The organism is Cyanobium sp. L1E-Cus (assembly GCF_024345755.1).
Lineage (GTDB): Bacteria > Cyanobacteriota > Cyanobacteriia > PCC-6307 > Cyanobiaceae > Cyanobium_A > Cyanobium_A usitatum.
This window is the reverse complement of sequence record NZ_JAGQBS010000011.1, coordinates 1-16,767: the sequence shown is the minus strand read 5'-3', so window position 1 is coordinate 16,767 and position 16,767 is coordinate 1. Positions and strand designations below refer to the sequence as shown.

Annotated in this window: 18 protein-coding genes, 1 tRNA gene and 1 pseudogene; 8 read left to right on the top strand and 12 right to left on the bottom strand. The window is 65.8% G+C overall.

Annotation, left to right across the window (positions count from 1 at the left end; genetic code table 11):
• Positions 1 to 20: 20 nt before the first annotated feature.
• The gene (locus KBZ22_RS10780; protein ID WP_106632655.1) at positions 21 to 449 is read right to left on the bottom strand and encodes an RNA-binding protein; all 429 of its coding nucleotides are present in this window, start codon (positions 447 to 449) and stop codon (positions 21 to 23) included.
• A 68-nt stretch (positions 450 to 517) separates the two neighbouring features.
• On the bottom strand, positions 518 to 1,819 hold the full coding sequence (locus KBZ22_RS10775; protein WP_255021968.1) for a CCA tRNA nucleotidyltransferase: 1,302 nt from the start codon (positions 1,817 to 1,819) through the stop codon (positions 518 to 520).
• A gap of 28 nt (positions 1,820 to 1,847) precedes the next feature.
• On the opposite strand from KBZ22_RS10775, the gene KBZ22_RS10770 reads away from it, so the two are divergent.
• The 3 genes from KBZ22_RS10770 to KBZ22_RS10760 are packed head-to-tail and all read left to right on the top strand — an operon-like array spanning position 1,848 to position 3,389.
• Positions 1,848 to 2,099: a Ycf34 family protein gene (locus tag KBZ22_RS10770; protein ID WP_255021967.1), complete on the top strand. Its 252-nt coding sequence runs from the start codon at positions 1,848 to 1,850 to the stop codon at positions 2,097 to 2,099.
• A gap of 10 nt (positions 2,100 to 2,109) precedes the next feature.
• Entirely contained in the window at positions 2,110 to 2,724 is a 615-nt protein-coding gene (gene tsaB / locus KBZ22_RS10765; protein ID WP_255021966.1) for a tRNA (adenosine(37)-N6)-threonylcarbamoyltransferase complex dimerization subunit type 1 TsaB, read from the top strand.
• The gene (locus KBZ22_RS10760; protein ID WP_396111985.1) at positions 2,724 to 3,389 is read left to right on the top strand and encodes a YdcF family protein; all 666 of its coding nucleotides are present in this window, start codon (positions 2,724 to 2,726) and stop codon (positions 3,387 to 3,389) included. The genes tsaB and KBZ22_RS10760 overlap by 1 nt, the downstream gene beginning before the upstream one ends.
• On the opposite strand, the gene KBZ22_RS10755 is transcribed toward KBZ22_RS10760, so the two are convergent.
• From KBZ22_RS10755 to rpaB, 5 genes are all read right to left on the bottom strand, one after another.
• Entirely contained in the window at positions 3,331 to 4,044 is a 714-nt protein-coding gene (locus KBZ22_RS10755; RefSeq protein WP_255018850.1) for a 1-acyl-sn-glycerol-3-phosphate acyltransferase, read from the bottom strand. The two genes, KBZ22_RS10760 and KBZ22_RS10755, sit on opposite strands and share 59 nt — an antisense overlap.
• A complete protein-coding gene (gene fabD / locus KBZ22_RS10750) occupies positions 4,041 to 4,934 on the bottom strand; it encodes an ACP S-malonyltransferase (RefSeq protein ID WP_255021965.1) in 894 nt (297 codons plus the stop codon). Before fabD ends, KBZ22_RS10755 begins: the two co-directional genes overlap by 4 nt.
• A gap of 38 nt (positions 4,935 to 4,972) precedes the next feature.
• Complete coding sequence (locus KBZ22_RS10745) at positions 4,973 to 5,965, bottom strand: beta-ketoacyl-ACP synthase III (protein WP_106632649.1); 993 nt, start codon at positions 5,963 to 5,965, stop codon at positions 4,973 to 4,975.
• A 79-nt stretch (positions 5,966 to 6,044) separates the two neighbouring features.
• The gene (plsX, locus tag KBZ22_RS10740) at positions 6,045 to 7,376 is read right to left on the bottom strand and encodes a phosphate acyltransferase PlsX (protein WP_255022017.1); all 1,332 of its coding nucleotides are present in this window, start codon (positions 7,374 to 7,376) and stop codon (positions 6,045 to 6,047) included.
• Positions 7,357 to 8,127 (bottom strand): response regulator transcription factor RpaB, encoded by a 771-nt coding sequence (rpaB, locus tag KBZ22_RS10735; protein ID WP_255021964.1) that lies wholly within the window; start codon positions 8,125 to 8,127, stop codon positions 7,357 to 7,359. Before rpaB ends, plsX begins: the two co-directional genes overlap by 20 nt.
• Positions 8,128 to 8,239: 112 nt before the next feature.
• Between rpaB and radA the strand changes: the two genes are divergently transcribed.
• Positions 8,240 to 9,709 carry a DNA repair protein RadA gene (gene radA / locus KBZ22_RS10730; protein WP_255021963.1) on the top strand — a complete coding sequence of 490 codons (1,470 nt, stop codon included), beginning with the start codon at positions 8,240 to 8,242 and terminating at the stop codon, positions 9,707 to 9,709.
• 6 nt (positions 9,710 to 9,715) lie between these two features.
• Here the strand turns inward: radA and KBZ22_RS10725 are convergent, their stop codons facing one another.
• A complete protein-coding gene (locus KBZ22_RS10725) occupies positions 9,716 to 10,237 on the bottom strand; it encodes a photosystem I assembly protein Ycf3 (protein WP_255021962.1) in 522 nt (173 codons plus the stop codon).
• 38 nt (positions 10,238 to 10,275) lie between these two features.
• Here KBZ22_RS10725 and KBZ22_RS10720 point away from each other — a divergent pair, with 38 nt between their 5' ends.
• The 3 genes from KBZ22_RS10720 to KBZ22_RS10710 are packed head-to-tail and all read left to right on the top strand — an operon-like array spanning position 10,276 to position 14,247.
• Entirely contained in the window at positions 10,276 to 12,630 is a 2,355-nt protein-coding gene (locus KBZ22_RS10720; protein WP_396111982.1) for a heavy metal translocating P-type ATPase, read from the top strand.
• Entirely contained in the window at positions 12,620 to 13,300 is a 681-nt protein-coding gene (tmk, locus tag KBZ22_RS10715; protein WP_255021961.1) for a dTMP kinase, read from the top strand. The genes KBZ22_RS10720 and tmk overlap by 11 nt, the downstream gene beginning before the upstream one ends.
• Entirely contained in the window at positions 13,297 to 14,247 is a 951-nt protein-coding gene (locus KBZ22_RS10710; RefSeq protein WP_255021960.1) for a DNA polymerase III subunit delta', read from the top strand. The genes tmk and KBZ22_RS10710 overlap by 4 nt, the downstream gene beginning before the upstream one ends.
• Here the strand turns inward: KBZ22_RS10710 and KBZ22_RS10705 are convergent, their stop codons facing one another.
• The 4 genes from KBZ22_RS10705 to KBZ22_RS10690 form a co-directional block, all read right to left on the bottom strand.
• A complete protein-coding gene (locus tag KBZ22_RS10705) occupies positions 14,248 to 14,973 on the bottom strand; it encodes a response regulator transcription factor (protein ID WP_255021959.1) in 726 nt (241 codons plus the stop codon).
• A gap of 281 nt (positions 14,974 to 15,254) precedes the next feature.
• Positions 15,255 to 15,326, bottom strand: a tRNA-Asn gene (locus tag KBZ22_RS10700).
• 29 nt (positions 15,327 to 15,355) lie between these two features.
• The gene (locus KBZ22_RS10695) at positions 15,356 to 16,039 is read right to left on the bottom strand and encodes an ABC transporter ATP-binding protein (RefSeq protein ID WP_255021958.1); all 684 of its coding nucleotides are present in this window, start codon (positions 16,037 to 16,039) and stop codon (positions 15,356 to 15,358) included.
• Between the two features lie 33 nt (positions 16,040 to 16,072).
• Positions 16,073 to 16,336, bottom strand: coding sequence for a hypothetical protein (locus KBZ22_RS10690; RefSeq protein WP_255021957.1), 264 nt, complete (start codon positions 16,334 to 16,336; stop codon positions 16,073 to 16,075).
• A 178-nt stretch (positions 16,337 to 16,514) separates the two neighbouring features.
• On the opposite strand from KBZ22_RS10690, the pseudogene KBZ22_RS10685 reads away from it, so the two are divergent.
• Positions 16,515 to 16,767, top strand: a pseudogene (locus KBZ22_RS10685) (photosystem II D2 protein (photosystem q(a) protein)); the annotation flags it as partial.

The window sequence follows — 16,767 nt, the reverse complement described above, 5'->3', positions numbered from 1 at the left end:
CGTATCAGTAAGTGCTTGGCTCAGACAGCAGCCTTCTGATTAGCCAGCAGGTCCTTGAGCTTGGCCAGTTCGCCGGCCCAGCGGGGATCGGGAGCTTCGCTATCGACGTTGTCGGCGTGCACAACCTTGTTGACGGCCTTGCGGGCAGCGGTGGGAGCCGCGCCGCCGGGGCGACGCTCGCCGGGGGCAGGGCTGCGGCTGTCCTTGCGCTCAGAGATTTCGATGCGCATGGCATTGCCGCCGAAATCCTTGCCGTTGAGCTGCTCGATCACCGTTTCGGCAGTCTTTTGATCTTCGACATTTGCAAAGCCGAAGCCGCGGCAAGCGCCGGTGTCGCGGTCGTTGACGGCTTTGAAACGCACTCCTTCACCCACGGCACTGAACAGAGCCTCGAGCTCCTTGGCATCAAAGGTCTGCGGCAGGTTGCCGACGTAGAGGCGAATGCTCATGGGGAAGGAGGAAGAAAAACTTTCTGCAGGCGAAGAGAAGCCTCTCGAAGCGCCTTTACATCAGAAAGTTAATCACGCCGCCGGTCCTCGCCTCCCTCCCGTGCGTGTTGCTGCCACCAGCTTTGTGCCGCCGCCAGCACTTCTGCGCGGGCTTCTGCATGGGCCTCAGGCCCTGCAGCTAGTCGCCCGAAAGCTCGCTCGAGGGTTAGGTGTGCGAGCAGGCGCCCCAGCAGGCGGCCTGGGGGAATCGCCAGCTCCTGCTGCAGGCTGAGGCCATCTAGGGGCGGCGCTGGATGGAACAGGGGGTCGCTTGGCAGGCGCCAGCGCTCCAGTAGGCCCGCCGCCGACTGGGGGAGCAGCAGCAGCAGGGCGGGCAGATCGGCCTCCAATGCGTTGCATAGGGCCAGGCGTCCAGCCTCCGGTAGCCCATCCCAGCCACCCACTGAGCCCAGCTCCTGGCGCCAGTGGCGCAGGGCCCGGCTGCGTTGCTGCAGCCTGCGGCTGCTGCGCAGGCCGGCCAGGGCTTCGGGGGGCAGCAGGGCAGTTAGGCGCGCAAGAGGCAGGGCCCAAGAGATTTCTTCGGCTTCCAGGCCCCGATCCTGGGCTTGATCCAGGCCCAGTGCGCTTAGGGCGGCGGCACCCGTCTCAGTTGTACCGGTGATAGTGGCATCGGCGCCCCAACTCCCTAGTAGGCCGCATTCCAGGGCCAGGGCCAGGCCCGTTTCTCCGTAGGCAGCGCAGGCCAATTTCTCCAGCTCCGCCAGCACCCGTTCGCCGGCTACCTGGGCGAGCTGGCTGGCATGGGATTCAATCCAGCGGCGGCTGGTGGGGTCTAGTTCGAAGTTCAGGCAGCAGGCCAGGCGGATGCCTCGCAGCAGGCGCAGGGGGTCGGCGAGCAGATTTGCTTCGCTCACCGCCACCAGCTGGCGGCTGCCCAGGTGACTGAGACCGCCGGTGGGGTCCACCAGGGCTGCCGCAGCGGCGCCGGCGGCGGGCAGGGGCAGGGCGATGGCATTGATTGTGTAGTCCCGGCGCCCCAGGTCTGCTTCCAGGCTTGTACCTTCCTGGCGGGCCAGGTCGAGGCTCCAGCCCCCCAGCACCAGCCGGGCGATGCTGCGCTCCGCATCCAGCACCACGCAGGTGCCCCCATGGTCCCTGGCTAGCTGGCGGGTCAGGGCTAGGGCATCTCCAGGCACAACTACGTCCAGGTCCGGCTGGCGCTCCAGGCTCCCCAGCAGACCATCGCGCACGGCGCCGCCCACCAGGGCCGTGCCAGGTGGCAGGGCTTCTCGGGGCAGGGGCCAGGGCTCGGCCAGCAGGCGCTGCCACAGCTCTTCTGCCACCTCGCCAGTGGGGCGGTGAGCCGTCACAATGGGCTTCTGGCTCAGCCTGGGCAGCATGTGCATCTGCGTGGATTGCCACTGGGTCGACCGCTGTCAGGCCTACCACGCGGTGGAGCGCCAGCACGGTGCACCCCACCTCTGCCTGGAGCCCGATCTCAGCCCGACCGAGCCACGCATTCACGTGCAGGTGCAGGATCTTGCCGCAGGTGGGGTGGGAGTGGAGTGGGACGTGCGCGCCTGCGGCAGTTTTCAGCGGGATGCGGGCCGCTGGCAGCGTCTCTGCCCAGGCGCAGCCCTGCCGCGATGAGGACAAGCTGATGGCTGCTGTTTTGGCCTTGCACAGCTCCAGTGAGGTGCTCGGCGTAGGAGTTCGCTGGCTTGACGGGCCAAGCGCTCTGGCGGGCCGCACTGTGGTGCGCGCCTTTCCCCTCGGCCGAGAGCTCTCCAATCAGCTGTTCAGCTGCATTGAACAACTATTGCCAGCTGAGCAGTGGCCCCAGCTCAGCCGCCTGGCGGTGGCCACTGGTCCAGGCGGGTTCACCGGCACCCGGCTCACGGTGGTGCTTGCCCGCACCCTGGCCCAGCAGTTGCAGTTGCCCCTCGACGGGGTGGGCAGCTTTTTGCTGGTGGCCCGGCGGCTGGGGATTGGCGAGCCAACCTGGTTGGTGCAGGAGCTGCCGCGCCGCGGCGTGGTGGCTGGGCTCTATGCCCCTGCTGGCCCAGATCGCGCCATCATCGAGTTGCAGGCGCCCCGGCTGTTTGCCCCAGATACGCCCTTGCCGCCGGGTCCCCAGCTGTCCGCCGCGGCCCTGCTGCCCAACGACGTTGAGCAATTGCTTGAGCTAAGCGTGCAGGCGGCAGATCAGGGCCTTGCAGCCCCCTGGCAGCCCGTGTTGCCCTCCTACCCCACTTCGCCGGTTGCGGCGCTCTGATGGTGTCCCAACCCCATCCACGGCAGCGCCCTTCCCTTCGCCCTGTTCAGGGGCGCTCCCGCAAGCGGCGCTCTCGCCGGCCTCGCCCCAGCCCCTGGGGGCTGGTGGCGCTGCTGCTGGCAGGTGGTTTTCTTTGGCTGTCGCGCGGTTGGTGGTGGCCGGCGCCCCCGCCAGCCCAGATGATCCTGGTGCTGGGCGGCGATCTGGCGCGGGAGCGGGAGGCGGCGGCTTTGGCGGCCCGCCGGGGGTTGCCGGTGGTGGTCAGTGGCGGCAGTAATCCTGAATATGCCCACTGGTTGTTTGAGCAACGCCAGGGATTGCCTTCCCACCAGGTGCAGCTTGACTACCGAGCTCGCGACACCCTTTCCAATTTCACCTCCCTGGTGGACGATCTGCGCCAAGCCCGCATCCGGCACGCCCTGCTAGTCACCAGCAGTGACCACATGGACCGGGCTCTGCTGGTGGGAAAGATCGTGGCCGGCAGCCGCGGCATCCACCTCACTCCGGTGCCGGTTTCCTGTGGTGATCGCTGTCAGCCGGAGGGGCGGCGCAAGGTGTGGGGCGATGGACTCCGGGCTGCCTTGTGGGTGCTGAGTGGCCGAGACCTCAAGGACTGGGCGGCAGCTCGCCTGCCTGGCCAGCTGGGCCCAGCTGGCGGCCATTGATCAAACCCTGGTCGAGCAGAGCATTGATCTGGGCCTGACAGGCGGCCGTGGCGACGTCGAGGTCGGCTCTCCGCCGTGAGGCGGGTGGTGCAATTGGCGTGCCAATGCGGATGTGAATGGGCAGTAGCCGTGCCCCCGCTTGCCCAGGCCCCAGGGCCCGGTGGCTGTTGATGATCGCCACCGGCAGCAGGGGCACGCCGGCTCGGGCCGCCAGCAGGGCGGCGCCAGCCTGGGGATCATTCACCCGGCCATTGCTCTGGCGGGTGCCGTCGATGAATACGCCGGTGGCCCAACCCTCGAGCAGGCGGTTGGTGGCGGTGCGGATGGCCTCGCGGTCGCTGGCACCTCGGGACACCGGGTAGGCGCCGCAGGCCCGGATGATGGCGCCGAGTATCGGCACCCTGAACAGCTCTGCCTTGGCCATGAAGGCCACTGGCCGGCCAAGGGCGTGGCCTAGTAGGGGGGGATCAAGGTGGGAGCCGTGGTTTGCCACCACCACCAAAGCCCCTTGCCTTGGCACGTTGCCATTGCCAGCGGTGCGCCCGCGAAACAACAACCGGTAAATCGGAAACACCAGCAGATAGCTGATCAGCCGGTAGGTGAGGCTCGGCGGCGGTGTGCGGATCAGGGCCGGCGGCTGGCTTGATTGGCTCATAGCGCCAGGTCGGCGGCGCTGCTGATCTGGGCGGTTTGGATGCCCGGGCAGCTGCGTTTGATTAGGCCGCTGAGCACGGCTCCAGGTCCAATCTCCACAACGAGATCGATGCCCAGAGCCCCGAACTGCGCCATGGTTTCGCGCCAGCGCACGCCGGTGGTCATCTGACGCACAAGGCGGGCCTTGAGCGCGGCGGCGTTGGTTTCGGGGCTGGGATCGGTATTGCTGAGCACTGGGATCGCCGCATCGGCGAAGGCCACCGATTCCAGCTCGGTGGCAAAGGCGGTGGCTGCTGCCGCCATGAAGGGGGAGTGGAAGGCACCGCTAACGGCCAGGGGAATCGCCCGTTTGCACTTCAAGCTGCTGCTGACGGCTGCCACCGCCTCGGCGCTTCCGGAGAGCACCACCTGGGCGTCGCTGTTGTCGTTGGCAACAACCACCCCTTCGGTGGCTGCCACCAGGTCATCCAGCTCGCTGCGCTCGAAGCCCATCACCGCCGTCATGGCGCCGCCGCCGGCAGCGGCCATCAAGGTGCTGCGGCTTTTCATCAGCTGCAGACCGGTGGCGAAGTCGAACACCCCCGCCACATGCAAGGCGACCAGCTCGCCCAGGCTGTGGCCAGCTACTAGTTGGGGCACCCGTCCCTGGGCCTGCAGGGCTTCTGCCAGCAGGCTTTCAATCACAAATAGGGCCGGTTGGGTGTTGCGGGTGTCGTTGAGATCGCTTAGGTCGCCGCCACCCCCCGTGCCTGAGCAGATCGCCAGCAGGTCACGGCCCAGCAGGGCTGAGGCTTGCTCGAAACGCTCCCGGGCGCCAGGCAGCTGCAGCACCGGTTCTGCCATGCCCACTTTCTGCGAGCCCTGGCCAGGAAACACCCAGGCAATGCCCATACCTTTACCGTCTAACTAAGTCGGCAGGAGATTAGGTCTCAGTCGGTGGGGCCCTGCCAGCGCAGGAGAGCTGCACCCCAGCTAAGGCCGGCGCCAAAGCCGCTGCTGGCCAGCAGATGGCCAGGTTGCACCCGGCCGTCCTTAACGGCCTCATCCAGCATCAATGGGATCGTGGCGGCCGAGGTGTTGCCGTAGAGGGCCAGGTTGCTCAGCACCTGGCTGTGGTCTATGGCGAAGCGGTCGGCAACGGCGTCGAGGATGCGCTGGTTGGCCTGGTGCAGCAGCAGCCAGTCGAGTTGCTCGGGGGCGGTGCCGGTGGCTTCCAGCAACTCGCTGAGGATTGCCGGCACCTCTCGCACCGCAAATTTGTAGACCTCTTGGCCGTTCATCTGGATCGGGGCAAAGCCGCCCCGCTGGGCCGTGAGCTCCCCGAGCAGGGGTGCGTGTTTATCCAGCTGGGCAAGAGTTAGGCAGCCGTTGCGGCTGCCGTCGGAGCGCATGCGGAAACCCAGTAGGCCGTTGTCTTGCGCTCCGCAAGCCTCCACTGCCACGGCGCCGGCACCATCGCCAAACAGCACGCAGGTGCTGCGGTCGTCCCAGTCGACCCAGCGACTGAGCTGGTCGGCGCCGATCACCAGAGCCCGCTTCATGGCTCCGCTGCCCAAATACTGGCTGGCGGTGATCAAGGCAAACAGAAAGCCGCTGCAGGCTGCGGTGAGATCGAAGGCCACCGCGCGTCTGGCGCCTAAGGCCCCCTGCACCCGCGGCGCTGTGCCGAATAAGTCGTCGGGGCTTGAGGTGGCCAGCAGGATCAGGTCGACATCGTCTGGGCTCCAGCCGGCATGGTCGAGGGCGGCCTGGGCGGCGCGGCTGGCTAGGCAGGTGAGGGATTCGCTGGGGCCTGCGATCCGGCGGGCACCAATGCCAGTTCGAGTGCGGATCCACTCGTCATTGGTGTCAACCCTTTCGCTGAGTTGCTGATTGGTGATGCTGGCGGCTGGCACTGCGCTGCCGCATCCAACTAAGGCCATGCCCAGCAGGCCCGTTGCGTTTAGCTCTGGTGTGTTGACTCCGCCGAGCGACACCGGGAAAGGCTCACAGTTGGCTCAGTCAATCACAGGCGACTGGCGCTTCGGGGCTGCCCGCTTCGCTGAGGGCGAGGAGGTTCGCCATCACACCGTGGCTGGCGGCGGAGTGGGCCAGGCGCAGGGCGCTGAGCACCGAGAGAGCCTTGCTGCTGCCGTGGCCGATTACGCATACCCCATTAACCCCGAGCAGTAGGGCGCCGCCATGTTCGGCATGGTCGAGTCGTTTTTTAATGCGGCGCAGGTTATTGATCAGGAAGGCCGAGCCCACCTTGCCGCGGCGGCCTCTGGGCAGTTCCTCTTTGATCACATCCAGCAGCACGCTGCCCACGGATTCCAGGAACTTCAACAGCACGTTGCCGGTGAAGCCGTCGCACACCACCACGTCGAACTGGCCCGAGAGGATGTCGCGCCCTTCGCAGTTGCCGGCGAAGGTGAAGCGCTCTTCTTCTGCCAGCAGGGGGTAGGTGCGCAGGCAGAGCTCGTTGCCCTTGCACTCCTCTTCGCCGATATTCACCAGGCCGATGCGGGGCTCGGCCACCTGCAAGACATCGCGGCTGTAGATGTGTCCAAGCAGCGCCCACTGGTGCAGGTAGGCGGGCTTGCAATCCATGTTGGCGCCCACATCGAGCACCAGTACCTGCTGTTCTGTGTCTTTGGTGGGGAATAGGGCGCCGATGGCTGGGCGATCGATGCTTTTGAGTCTGCCCAGCCGGAATATCGCCGCAGCCATCACGGCGCCGGAGTTGCCAGCGGAATAGACCGCCGTGGCCTCGCCCTGCTTCACCAGATCCATGGCCTTGTTGATGCTGGCGTCGCGCTTCTTGCGCACCACCGTGGCCTCTTCGTTCATGCCCACTGAGGGGCCGCTGGCCACAAGCTCGATCAGGCCGCGAGCCACGGCTTCGTTGAGTTCGTCCTGGAGGCTCATGGCGGTCACGGCGGCCTGTAGCAGGGTCGTTTCGGCCACGAAACGCACACGCAGGGGCAACAATTCCACGGCCCGCAGGCAGCCCTCCAGAATTGGCCCAGGGGCGTGGTCCCCACCCATGCCATCCACCGCTACCCAGAGGCGGTCGGAGTCGTTGATCGGAGTGTCTTCGCCCGGTCCGCCCAAGCCCCGTTGCAGGCGGCGTAGGGGGTCGAACACCAGCGGCTGCAGCACCGTGTTGGCCATGTTGCCGGCCACGCTGGTGGCGGTGCCAGCCACATTGCCAGCAGTGTTGGCGGCGGAGCTGGCGGCAGAAGTGGCGCTATCCACCAGGCTGGTTACCGCCGCGTTGCGGCGATACCAGATCACCAGCCGGCGGATGGCCCGGCTGGGCTTGGCGCGCTTTTCAGGTCCCTTCGGAGGCAACGGCGTCAACGATGCGTTGGAACAAATAACCGGTGCCGCGAGCTGTGAGGATCAACTCGGGGTTGGCCGGATCATCCTCCAGTTTGGAGCGCAGACGGGAAATGTGGACATCCACCACCCGGGTATCCACGTGACGCTCCGGGGTGTAGCCCCACACATCCTTGAGAATTTCACCCCGGCTGAAGGGTTCGCCGCTGCGACTCACCAGCAGCTCCAGCAGGCTGAATTCCATGCCGGTGAGGCGGATGCGCTCATCACCTCGATACACCTGCCGCTTGTTGGTGTCGATGCGCAGTTCGCCCACCGTGATCACCCCGGAATTGGGAGAACCGGCGATGGAGTCCTTCTCCACCCGGCGCAGCACGCAGCGGATGCGAGCTTCCAGCTCCTTGGGGCTGAAGGGTTTCACCACGTAGTCGTCGGCGCCGAGCTCGAGGCCGGTGATGCGATCTGCCACATCGCCTAGGGCGGTGAGCATGACGATCGGCACATCCGATTCCTTGCGGAGCTCCTGGCAGACGCCATAGCCGTCAAGCTTCGGCATCATCACGTCGAGCACCACCAGATCCGGCTGAGTGGTCTTGAACAATTCCAAGGCCTCGATGCCGTCGCAGGCTGTGACCACCTGATAACCGATCATCGATAGCCGGGTCTCCAGGATCCGCCGGATGCTGGCTTCGTCGTCGACGACAAGGATTATTTCCTTGCCGTGATTGTTCCCGAGGGTGGTGGTTGGGGCGGATGCCGTCATCACTGCAGCCGGGCTGCTACATCAGATAGCCCCCACTGAAAAGGCGGGAGGGGGCGAAATTTATTCAATGCCACCTTTCTTCATACAGCCCTCTCTCCTCCGCCCTTAGTTCGTGGCCAAGCCCAGCACTTTTTTTGTATGCACTAGCTGCGGAGCCCAGGCCCGCCAGTTTTTTGGCAAGTGCGCCAGCTGCGGTAGCTGGAACACATTGGTGGAGCAAAAAGCTGCTCCGGCGGCCGACAGTCGGCGCCGGCGGCCGGTGGCCGAGGCTGCTGCCGCTGAAGCCGTTGTCGCCGGCCAGCCGCGACGCTCCGAGCCGATCCAAGCGGTGGGCGAGCGGGCCTTGCAGCGGCTTAGCAGCGGCTACGGCGAATTCGATCGGGTGCTGGGCGGTGGCCTGGTGCCCGGCTCCCTGGTGCTGGTGGGCGGCGACCCGGGAATTGGTAAGAGCACCCTGCTGCTGCAGAGCGCCCGCGCTATGGCGGGTCGGGCGTCGGTGCTCTATGTGAGTGCGGAGGAGTCGGCCCAGCAGGTGAAGCTGCGCTGGCGTCGCCTGGCCGAGGCGTCTCCTGTTCAACCAGAAGCTGGCGAACTCGAAGCTGGCGAATCCAAAGCTGGGGCTGATTTTCAGCTGCTCGCCGAAACCGATCTGGAGCTGGTGCTGCAGGAGCTGGAGGCGTTGCGGCCAGCGGTGGCGATCATTGATTCCATCCAGGCCCTCCATGACGCCGAACTGGGTAGCGCCCCTGGCTCGGTGTCCCAGGTGCGGGAATGTGCCGCCGCCCTAGCCCGCATCGCCAAGCGCCAGGACACTGCCCTGCTGCTGGTGGGCCACGTGACCAAGGAGGGCGCCCTGGCGGGTCCGAAGGTGCTCGAGCATCTGGTTGATGCGGTACTGACCTTTGAGGGCGACCGCTTTGCCAGCCACCGGCTGCTGCGGGCGGTGAAAAACCGCTTCGGCGCCACCCATGAGCTGGGCGTTTTCGAGATGCGTGATCGGGGCCTGGCCGAGGTGACCAACCCCAGCGAGCTATTTCTCGGCGGCGATGAACCCAGCGCCGGCACCGCCACGATCGTGGCCTGCGAGGGCACCAGACCCCTGGTAGTGGAAATGCAGGCCCTGGTGAGCACCACCAGTTACGCCAGCCCGAGGCGCAGCGCCACCGGCATCGCCGTTAATCGCTTGCACCAGATCTTGGCCGTGCTCGAAAAGCACCTGGGCCTGCCCCTGTCGCGCTTTGACTGCTATCTGGCGGTGGCCGGTGGGCTGGAGGTGGAGGAGCCCGCGGCGGATCTCGGCGTGGCCGCGGCGGTGGTGGCCAGCTACCGCGACCTCACCCTGCCGCCCGGCACGGTGCTGGTGGGGGAGCTGGGCCTGGGCGGCCAGCTGCGGCCCGTGGGGCAGCTGGAGCTGCGGCTGCAGGAGGCGGCGCGGCTGGGCTTCACCAGGGCGGTGGTGCCGAGGGGCACGGGCCTGGCCAAGGCGGCCGCTGGGTTTGGTCTGCAGCTACTGGAGGCCGGTGGCGTGGCTGAGGCGCTGGTAGCCGCCCTGGGGGTGAATCCGGCCGACGACCGGGGTTAATCCGGTTCAGAAATACACGTCGACGCTGCCGCGGCCACTGGTTTTGAGCCAGTTCTGGGCTTCGATGTAGTTGTTTGGTGCCAGCCGGATCGCCTTGCCCCAAAAGTCGGCGGCCTGATCGAAACAGCGGTCAGCTTCATCGGCATCGCCGCTTTCCTCGGCAATTGAGCCGAGGTGGTGGTGAATCACCGCCATGTTGTTAAGGGCCTGGGGCATCTTGCTGTTGAGATCCAGTGCCTGGCCGTAGAAGTCAAGCGCTTTGGCGTGGTCACCATTTGAGGCAAACACCAACGCCATGTTGTAGAGGATGAAAGCCTTGTCGTTGGGGTCGTCCTCGAGGGTTAGCGCCTCCTCGTAGTTCTCAAGGGCTTCTGCGTATTCGCCGTCGGCCTGGGCGCTCATGCCGTCGCGGTAGTAGGCGAAGGCCTCCTTGGAGCGACGGTTGGTGGGCAGCACCTTGAGAATCAAGTCGGCCATCACCGTGAAGCTCTTATCGATGAAGTTGTCGTTGCGCTGACTGCGGGGCACGGGCTGGGTCTGCGGACTTCGTGGGCCCATCCTGGCGGATGTCCCTAGCCTGGGCCGACTCCTTTACCTGCTTGGCCTTGCACTCGCTCCAGGAGCCGCCTCTGCTGGAGCCCCTCCTGCTGGAGATCGAGGGGATGAAGTGCGGTGGCTGCGTGCGGGCCGTGGAGCAGCGCCTGCTGGATCAGCCCGGGGTGCGCCAGGCCAGCGTCAACCTCTTAACCCGCACTGCCTGGGTCGATCTCGCCTCTGCGGAAGCGGATCAAGGGAACCTGGTTGAGGCCTTGGCAGAGCTGGGTTTCCAGGCGCGACTGCGCTCCAGTGAAGTCGAGTTGTCGAGTCGTCGGGAGCGCTTGCGGGCGCGCAGCTGGTGGCAACAGTGGCGCCAGCTGGTGGTTGCCCTAGTGCTGCTGCTGGTGTCCGTGCTCGGCCATCTGCCAGGGGCGGGGCTAGGTGCCCTCTGGATTCACGCCTTGGTGGCCACTGCAGCATTGGCAGGGCCCGGGCGGCCGATTTTGGTGCGGGGAATCCAGGGAGCTCTGGCCGGCTTGCCCAGCATGGACACCCTGGTGGGGCTGGGGGTATTCAGTGCCTATGGGGCCAGCTTGGTGGCCTTCCTTTGGCCCCACACCGGCTGGCCTTGCTTTTTCAATGAGCCGGTGATGCTGCTTGGCTTTGTGCTGCTGGGCCGCTTTTTGGAGGAACGGGCCCGCTTTCGCACCGGCCGTGCCCTCGAGCAGCTCGCTGAGCTCCAACCTGACACCGCCCTGCTGCTGCTTGGTGATGGGCCTCCGCGTCCGGTGCGGGTTGGCGGCCTGCGCCCCGGTGACCGCCTTCGGTTGCTGCCCGGAGACCGGGTGCCAGTTGATGGCGTGGTGCTGGAGGGCTGCTCGGCGGTGGATGTTTCAGGCCTTACCGGCGAACCGCTGCCCCTGCAGGCCGCTGCCGGCAGCGAGCTCGCTGCCGGCAGCCTCAATTTGGAGGCGCCCCTGGTGCTGGAGGTGAGTCGCTGTGGGGCCGATAGCGCCATTGCCCGGATCATCCATTTGGTCGAGCGGGCCCAGGCGCGTAAGGCGCCAATTCAGGCCCTCGTAGACCGGATCGCCGGGCGTTTCACCCTGGTGGTGCTGGCTCTAGCGGTGGCGACGCTGCTTTTTTGGTGGCTGCTAGGCACCGAGATCTGGCCCCAGGTGCTCAACTCCTCCCATGCCGCCGGTCATGCCGGGGGCCACGCCGGCCATGGGGTGCTCGGCACCAGCGCCGAAACCCCCTTTGCATTGGCCCTGCAATTAGCAATTGCGGTGTTGGTGGTGGCCTGCCCCTGCGCCCTGGGCCTAGCTACCCCCACCGCCATCACGGTGGGCACCGGTAGGGCGGCCCGGGAGGGTTTGCTGTTTCGCGGTGGTGATGCGATTGAAACCGCTGCCCGCCTCCAGGTTGTGCTGTTCGATAAAACCGGCACCCTCACCCTGGGGCGTGCCTTGGTGGCGGCGGTGGAGCCTCTCGCTGATCTTGATGCCGATCGGCTGGTGCAACTGGCTGCCAGCCTTGAAGCGGGCAGTCGCCATCCCCTGGGCCAGGCCTTGCTGCAGGAAGCCCAACGCCGTGATCTGGCGCTGTTTGAGCTGGGTGATTCCCACACCACAGCCGGTGAAGGCGTGGCGGGCTTGGTTGAGGGCAGGCGGTTGCGGGTTGGACGGCTGGCCTGGGTGGAGCCGGCGCCCTCAGCTCCATTGCTTGCCCGCCAGGCTCTGCTCGAGTGTCAAGGGGCCAGTGTTCTGGCTTTGGCCGACGACCAGCTGGGCCTGCTCGGATTAGTAGCAATCAATGATCAGCCCCGCCCGGACGCGGCGGCGGTGCTGGCAGCACTGCGGGGCATGGATCTGGAGCTTGGCCTGCTCAGTGGCGATCGGCGTGAGCCGGTGCAGCAGCTGGGCAGCAGGCTGGGTCTGGTTGAGGCCGAGCTGGCCTGGGAACTGCGGCCCGAGCAGAAGCTGGAGCGCATCTTGAATCATCCGGCCTACGGCGCCCTGGCGATGGTGGGTGATGGCATCAACGACGCCCCTGCCCTGGCTGCGGCAGACCTTGGCATCGCCGTCGGCACGGGCACCCAGATCGCCCAGGACAGCGCCGATTTGGTGGTGATGGGCGAGCAGCTCGACGGCATTGTGCGGGCCCTGCTGCTGGCCCGCCGCACCATGGCCAAGGTGCGCCAAAACCTTGCTTGGGCCTTTGGTTACAACCTGATCGTGCTGCCCCTGGCAGCCGGCGTGTTGCTGCCCGGCTTTGGGGTGTTGCTCACCCCGCCGCTGGCTGCCCTGCTGATGGCCCTTAGCTCGATCACGGTGGTGGCAAATGCCCTGTTGTTGCAGGATGGGAGGGACCATGACAGCTGATTTCCAGGTGTCATGGTCGGCAGTGGCTCCCCAAGGCAGGTTCGTGGTGCTTGAGGGCATCGATGGCTGTGGCAAGAGCACCCAGATCGAGGCTCTACGCCGCTGGTTGCCCACCAGTGGCTTGCTGGCCCCCGGGGCCGAGCTGCTGGTGACCCGGGAGCCGGGTGGCACTGCCCTGGGGGCCGCCCTGCGTCAGCTGCTTCTGCACCCCCCGGGTGAGGCGGCGCCGGAGCCAATGGCCGAGCTGCTGCTCTACGCCGCCGATCGGGCCCAGCATGTGGAGCAATGCATTCGGCCGGCTCTGGCGGCCGGCCATTGGGTGCTGAGCGATCGCTACAGCGGCTCCACGGCGGCCTATCAGGGCTATGGCCGCGGCCTCGACCTGGCCCGTATCGCCCAGCTGGAGGAGCTTGCTACGGGAGGCCTGGCCCCCGATCTCACCCTGTGGCTCGAGTTGCCCCTGGCCGAATCCCTGCGCCGCCGCGGTGAGCGCACTGCCGACCGCATCGAGGCCAGCGGTGAGGCTTTTCTGCAGCGGGTTATCGAGGGTTTTGCGGCCCTGGCTGCAGGGCGGGGATGGCGGCGGGTTGATGCCACCGGGGCACCGGAGCAGGTGGCGGCAGCCTGCTGCGGCTTGCTGGCCGAGCTTGCGGCTGGTTCGCCCCGATGACGGCCCTGTTTGAGGACCTGCTTGGTCAGACCAGGGCCGTAGCCCTGCTTGAGGCCTCCTTGGTTAAGGGGCGGTTGGCGCCGGCCTATCTGTTTGCCGGCCCAGATGGCGTCGGGCGGCGGTTGGCGGCGTTGCGCTTTTTGGAGGGTGTGCTGGCAGGGCTTCAAGGCGATGCCGGTATCCGCCGGCGTCTGCAGGAGGGAAATCACCCCGATCTGCTCTGGGTCGAGCCCACCTATCAGGACAAAGGCCAGTTGGTGCCGGCTTCCAAGGCCGAGGAGCTGGGTTTGGCGCGGCGGGCTGCACCCCAGCTGCGGCTTGAGCAGATTCGCGACGTTTCGCGCTTTTTATCCCGCCGGGCCGTGGAAGCCAGGGGCTGTGTGGTGGTGCTGGAGGACGCCGAGGCGATGGCGGAGGGGGCAGCCAATGCCTTGCTCAAAACCCTGGAGGAGCCCGGCGAGGGCCTGTTGATCCTGATCGCGGCGAAGCCAGAGCAGCTGCTCACTACGATTCGCTCCCGCTGCCAGCAGATCCCCTTCACCCGGCTCAGCTCCGAGCAGCTGGCGGTGGTGCTGGAGCGCTGCGGTGAGCCCGCCCCAACGGCCGATCCCCCTGAACTGCTGGAGCTGGCTGCAGGTTCGCCGGGGGGCCTGCTGCGTTGCCGCCAGGCCTGGGCAGCCCTGCCTGAGGGGCTGGCGGCAAGGTTGCTGGATTTGGCAGCAGCTGCGGAGCCCCTCCAGGCCCTGGCCCTGGCAAGGGATCTGGCAGAGGCCCTTGATGCTGAACAACAGCTATGGCTGCTTGGCTGGTGGCAGCTGGCGTTATGGAGGCGGCAGGCCCCGGTGGCCCAGCTCCAGCGTCTGGAACTCCTGCGCAGCCAGCTGCGCGCCTACGTGCAGCCGCGGCTGGCCTGGGAAGTGGCCCTGCTGGAGTTGGCCGGGATCTGATCAGCTGGCCTTGGCTTGGCTTTCGCTGGGTAGCTCCAGGCAGTAGCCGGCGCCGTACACCGTTTTGATGAAGCGGGGTTTACGGGGATCGGGCTCGAGCTTGGTGCGTAGGTGGCGCACGTGCACCCTGATGGTCTCGATGTCGTCGTCAGGTTCGTAGCCCCACACCTCCTTGAGGATCAGGGAAGGGGCCACGGTTTGGCCGTGGCGCTGCAGCAGGCAGTGCAGCAGTTCGAATTCCAGGTGGGTGAGGCGCACCGGCTCGTCAAACCAGATGGCTTCAAAGCGCTCCGGCACCAAGGTGATGCAGCCGTAGCTGAGGATTTCGTTGTGCTTGGTGGATAGGGGGGCATGGTCGCTGCGGCGCAGCAGCGCCTTAACCCGCACCATCAACTCCTCGAGATCGAAGGGCTTGGGGAGATAGTCGTCGGCGCCGGAATTGAAACCGCTCACCTTGTCTTTGATACTGCCGAGGGCCGTGAGCATCAGGATCGGAATCTTGGCAGTCCGCTCATCGCGCCGTAGGCGCTGGCAGAGGGTGAGGCCATCCACCTTGGGCAGCATCAGATCCAGCAGGATCAGGTCAGGGCTGTATTGCAGGGCAAGGGCCTGGCCCTTGATGCCGTCTTCAGCTCGCTGTACGTCGAAGCCGCCATGCTCTAGGTGGCCTGCCACCAGCTCGCGCATGTCGCTGTCGTCTTCGATCAGCAGGATGCAAGGCTTCATGGAATGAGGTGGTGGAGCAATCGCTACTGCCGCAGCGAACTTCAGCGCATTTTCTCCGTTTTTGCCCGAAAGGGCGAGTTCCGGCGCTTATTTAGGGCTTGCTGAAACGATTTTTTTGGGCTGATCGAGCCGGATCGCACTCTTTCGCCTGACTCAGGCCAGTGGCGGCAAGCCCTGAAGCGGTCATCTTCGGCAGGAATCCTAAGGATTTCTTCCTGGTTTTTTGTTGTGGCAAGGCCATTAAAAAACCGCAACCCAAGGGCTGCGGTTTGGTGAATAAGCTCCCCGGGCGGGATTCGAACCTGCGACCAATCGATTAACAGTCGATCGCTCTACCGCTGAGCTACCGAGGAATAAGCCGGATCAAACCGGTCCGAAGACCTTACCCTTCGGCCCTGCCGCCCTGCAAGGGGGCCAAGCGCTGGGCTAGCTGCTGTCCGTTCTGCCAGCCCCCCACGGAGCCGTGCTCCATCAAGGCGGCGCCATCGCAGTGCTGCAGCTCCTCAAGCCGGTGGGTGATCCAAAGGGCAGTGAGTGGGGCTGCGGGCCGGTGGGTGAGCTGCCAGAGCAACTGCAAAACCCCGTTTTGGCTGTCGGGGTCTAGCAGGGCGGTTGGTTCATCCAGCAGCACTAGATCGGCGTCGCTGGCAAGGGCGCCGGCTATGGCCAGGCGCTGCTTCTGGCCGCCGCTGAGGGTGTGGATCGGCCGCTCTTCAAAACCGCCTAACCCCACTTGGGCAAGGGATTCGGCCACTCGGGAGCGCCGTTCATCGTCGCTTAAATCTGCTGACAAGCCTAGTTGCAGGTCGCTGGCGCAGCTGGGCAGCAGCAGCTGATGATCTGGGTTTTGAAAAACGAGTGCGGCCTTGCCGGCAGCGTGAATGCGGCCGCTGCGGGGCTCCAGCAGCCCGGCGATCAACCGCAGCAAAGTGCTTTTGCCACTGCCATTGGTGCCCACCAGCATCCATAGCCCTGGCCTAGGGATCTGCAGGTTGCAGTGACGCAGGGCCGGGCGGCCATTGGGCCAGGCGAAGCTCAGGCGCTCAACGGTTAGAGGAGTCGTCATGACCGGGTGGCTCCAGCGCGATGCCGTGGCAGCTCAGCTGTCGAAGCTGAAACCGGGGCGCTTGCCGCCACTACCCGTGGCTGATTTCTCGTACAGCTGCACCGCAACCACTTCACTGCAAAGCAAGGTGATCCGCTTTTCCTCCTCCTTCTCGCAAGTGAGTTCCAGCAGTCGGGGGCCATCGCCTTCGAGGACCTGCCGCACCTGGTTGTAGAGGACCTGGGCATCGTTCAACTCCTTGCGCTGAACGGCAACAGGCATGGGGCTGAGCTTGAGGGAGAGCTCGACTACGTACATGGAAGGGGGTTGGGCTGGCCCCACTGTGGCGAATCCCGTCCCCCATGGTGCAAGAAGCGACTTGGGCAAAACGCAACTGGCGGCCCCTAGGTAAATCTGCTCAGCGTTGCGGTGGGTTTGCGCACCTGACGGTTGTGACCCGTAGTATTCCGATGTAACGCTTCATGAAGCCGCTCTCATGACGATCGCCTTAGGCCGCGCGCCGCAGCGGGGATGGTTCGACATCCTCGATGACTGGCTCAAGCGCGACCGCTTCGTATTTGTGGGGTGGTCTGGTCTGCTCCTGTTCCCCACGGCCTATCTCGCCCTGGGTGGCTGGCTCACCGGCACCACCTTTGTCACTTCCTGGTACACCCACGGAATTGCCAGCTCCTACCTAGAGGGCTGCAACTTCCTCACCGCCGCCGTCAGCACCCCTGCTGATGCCATGG

Coding starts and splice junctions, on each gene's coding strand:
- KBZ22_RS10780 (WP_106632655.1), bottom strand. CDS start 449: ATGAGCATTCGCCTCTACGTCGGCAACCTGCCGCAGACCTTTGATGCC.
- KBZ22_RS10770 (WP_255021967.1), top strand. CDS start 1,848: ATGTGCATCTGCGTGGATTGCCACTGGGTCGACCGCTGTCAGGCCTAC.
- tsaB (WP_255021966.1), top strand. CDS start 2,110: ATGGCTGCTGTTTTGGCCTTGCACAGCTCCAGTGAGGTGCTCGGCGTA.
- KBZ22_RS10760 (WP_396111985.1), top strand. CDS start 2,724: ATGGTGTCCCAACCCCATCCACGGCAGCGCCCTTCCCTTCGCCCTGTT.
- KBZ22_RS10755 (WP_255018850.1), bottom strand. CDS start 4,044: ATGAGCCAATCAAGCCAGCCGCCGGCCCTGATCCGCACACCGCCGCCG.
- fabD (WP_255021965.1), bottom strand. CDS start 4,934: ATGGGCATTGCCTGGGTGTTTCCTGGCCAGGGCTCGCAGAAAGTGGGC.
- KBZ22_RS10745 (WP_106632649.1), bottom strand. CDS start 5,965: ATGGCCTTAGTTGGATGCGGCAGCGCAGTGCCAGCCGCCAGCATCACC.
- rpaB (WP_255021964.1), bottom strand. CDS start 8,127: ATGACGGCATCCGCCCCAACCACCACCCTCGGGAACAATCACGGCAAG.
- KBZ22_RS10720 (WP_396111982.1), top strand. CDS start 10,276: ATGTCCCTAGCCTGGGCCGACTCCTTTACCTGCTTGGCCTTGCACTCG.
- tmk (WP_255021961.1), top strand. CDS start 12,620: ATGACAGCTGATTTCCAGGTGTCATGGTCGGCAGTGGCTCCCCAAGGC.
- KBZ22_RS10710 (WP_255021960.1), top strand. CDS start 13,297: ATGACGGCCCTGTTTGAGGACCTGCTTGGTCAGACCAGGGCCGTAGCC.
- KBZ22_RS10705 (WP_255021959.1), bottom strand. CDS start 14,973: ATGAAGCCTTGCATCCTGCTGATCGAAGACGACAGCGACATGCGCGAG.
- KBZ22_RS10695 (WP_255021958.1), bottom strand. CDS start 16,039: ATGACGACTCCTCTAACCGTTGAGCGCCTGAGCTTCGCCTGGCCCAAT.
- KBZ22_RS10690 (WP_255021957.1), bottom strand. CDS start 16,336: ATGTACGTAGTCGAGCTCTCCCTCAAGCTCAGCCCCATGCCTGTTGCC.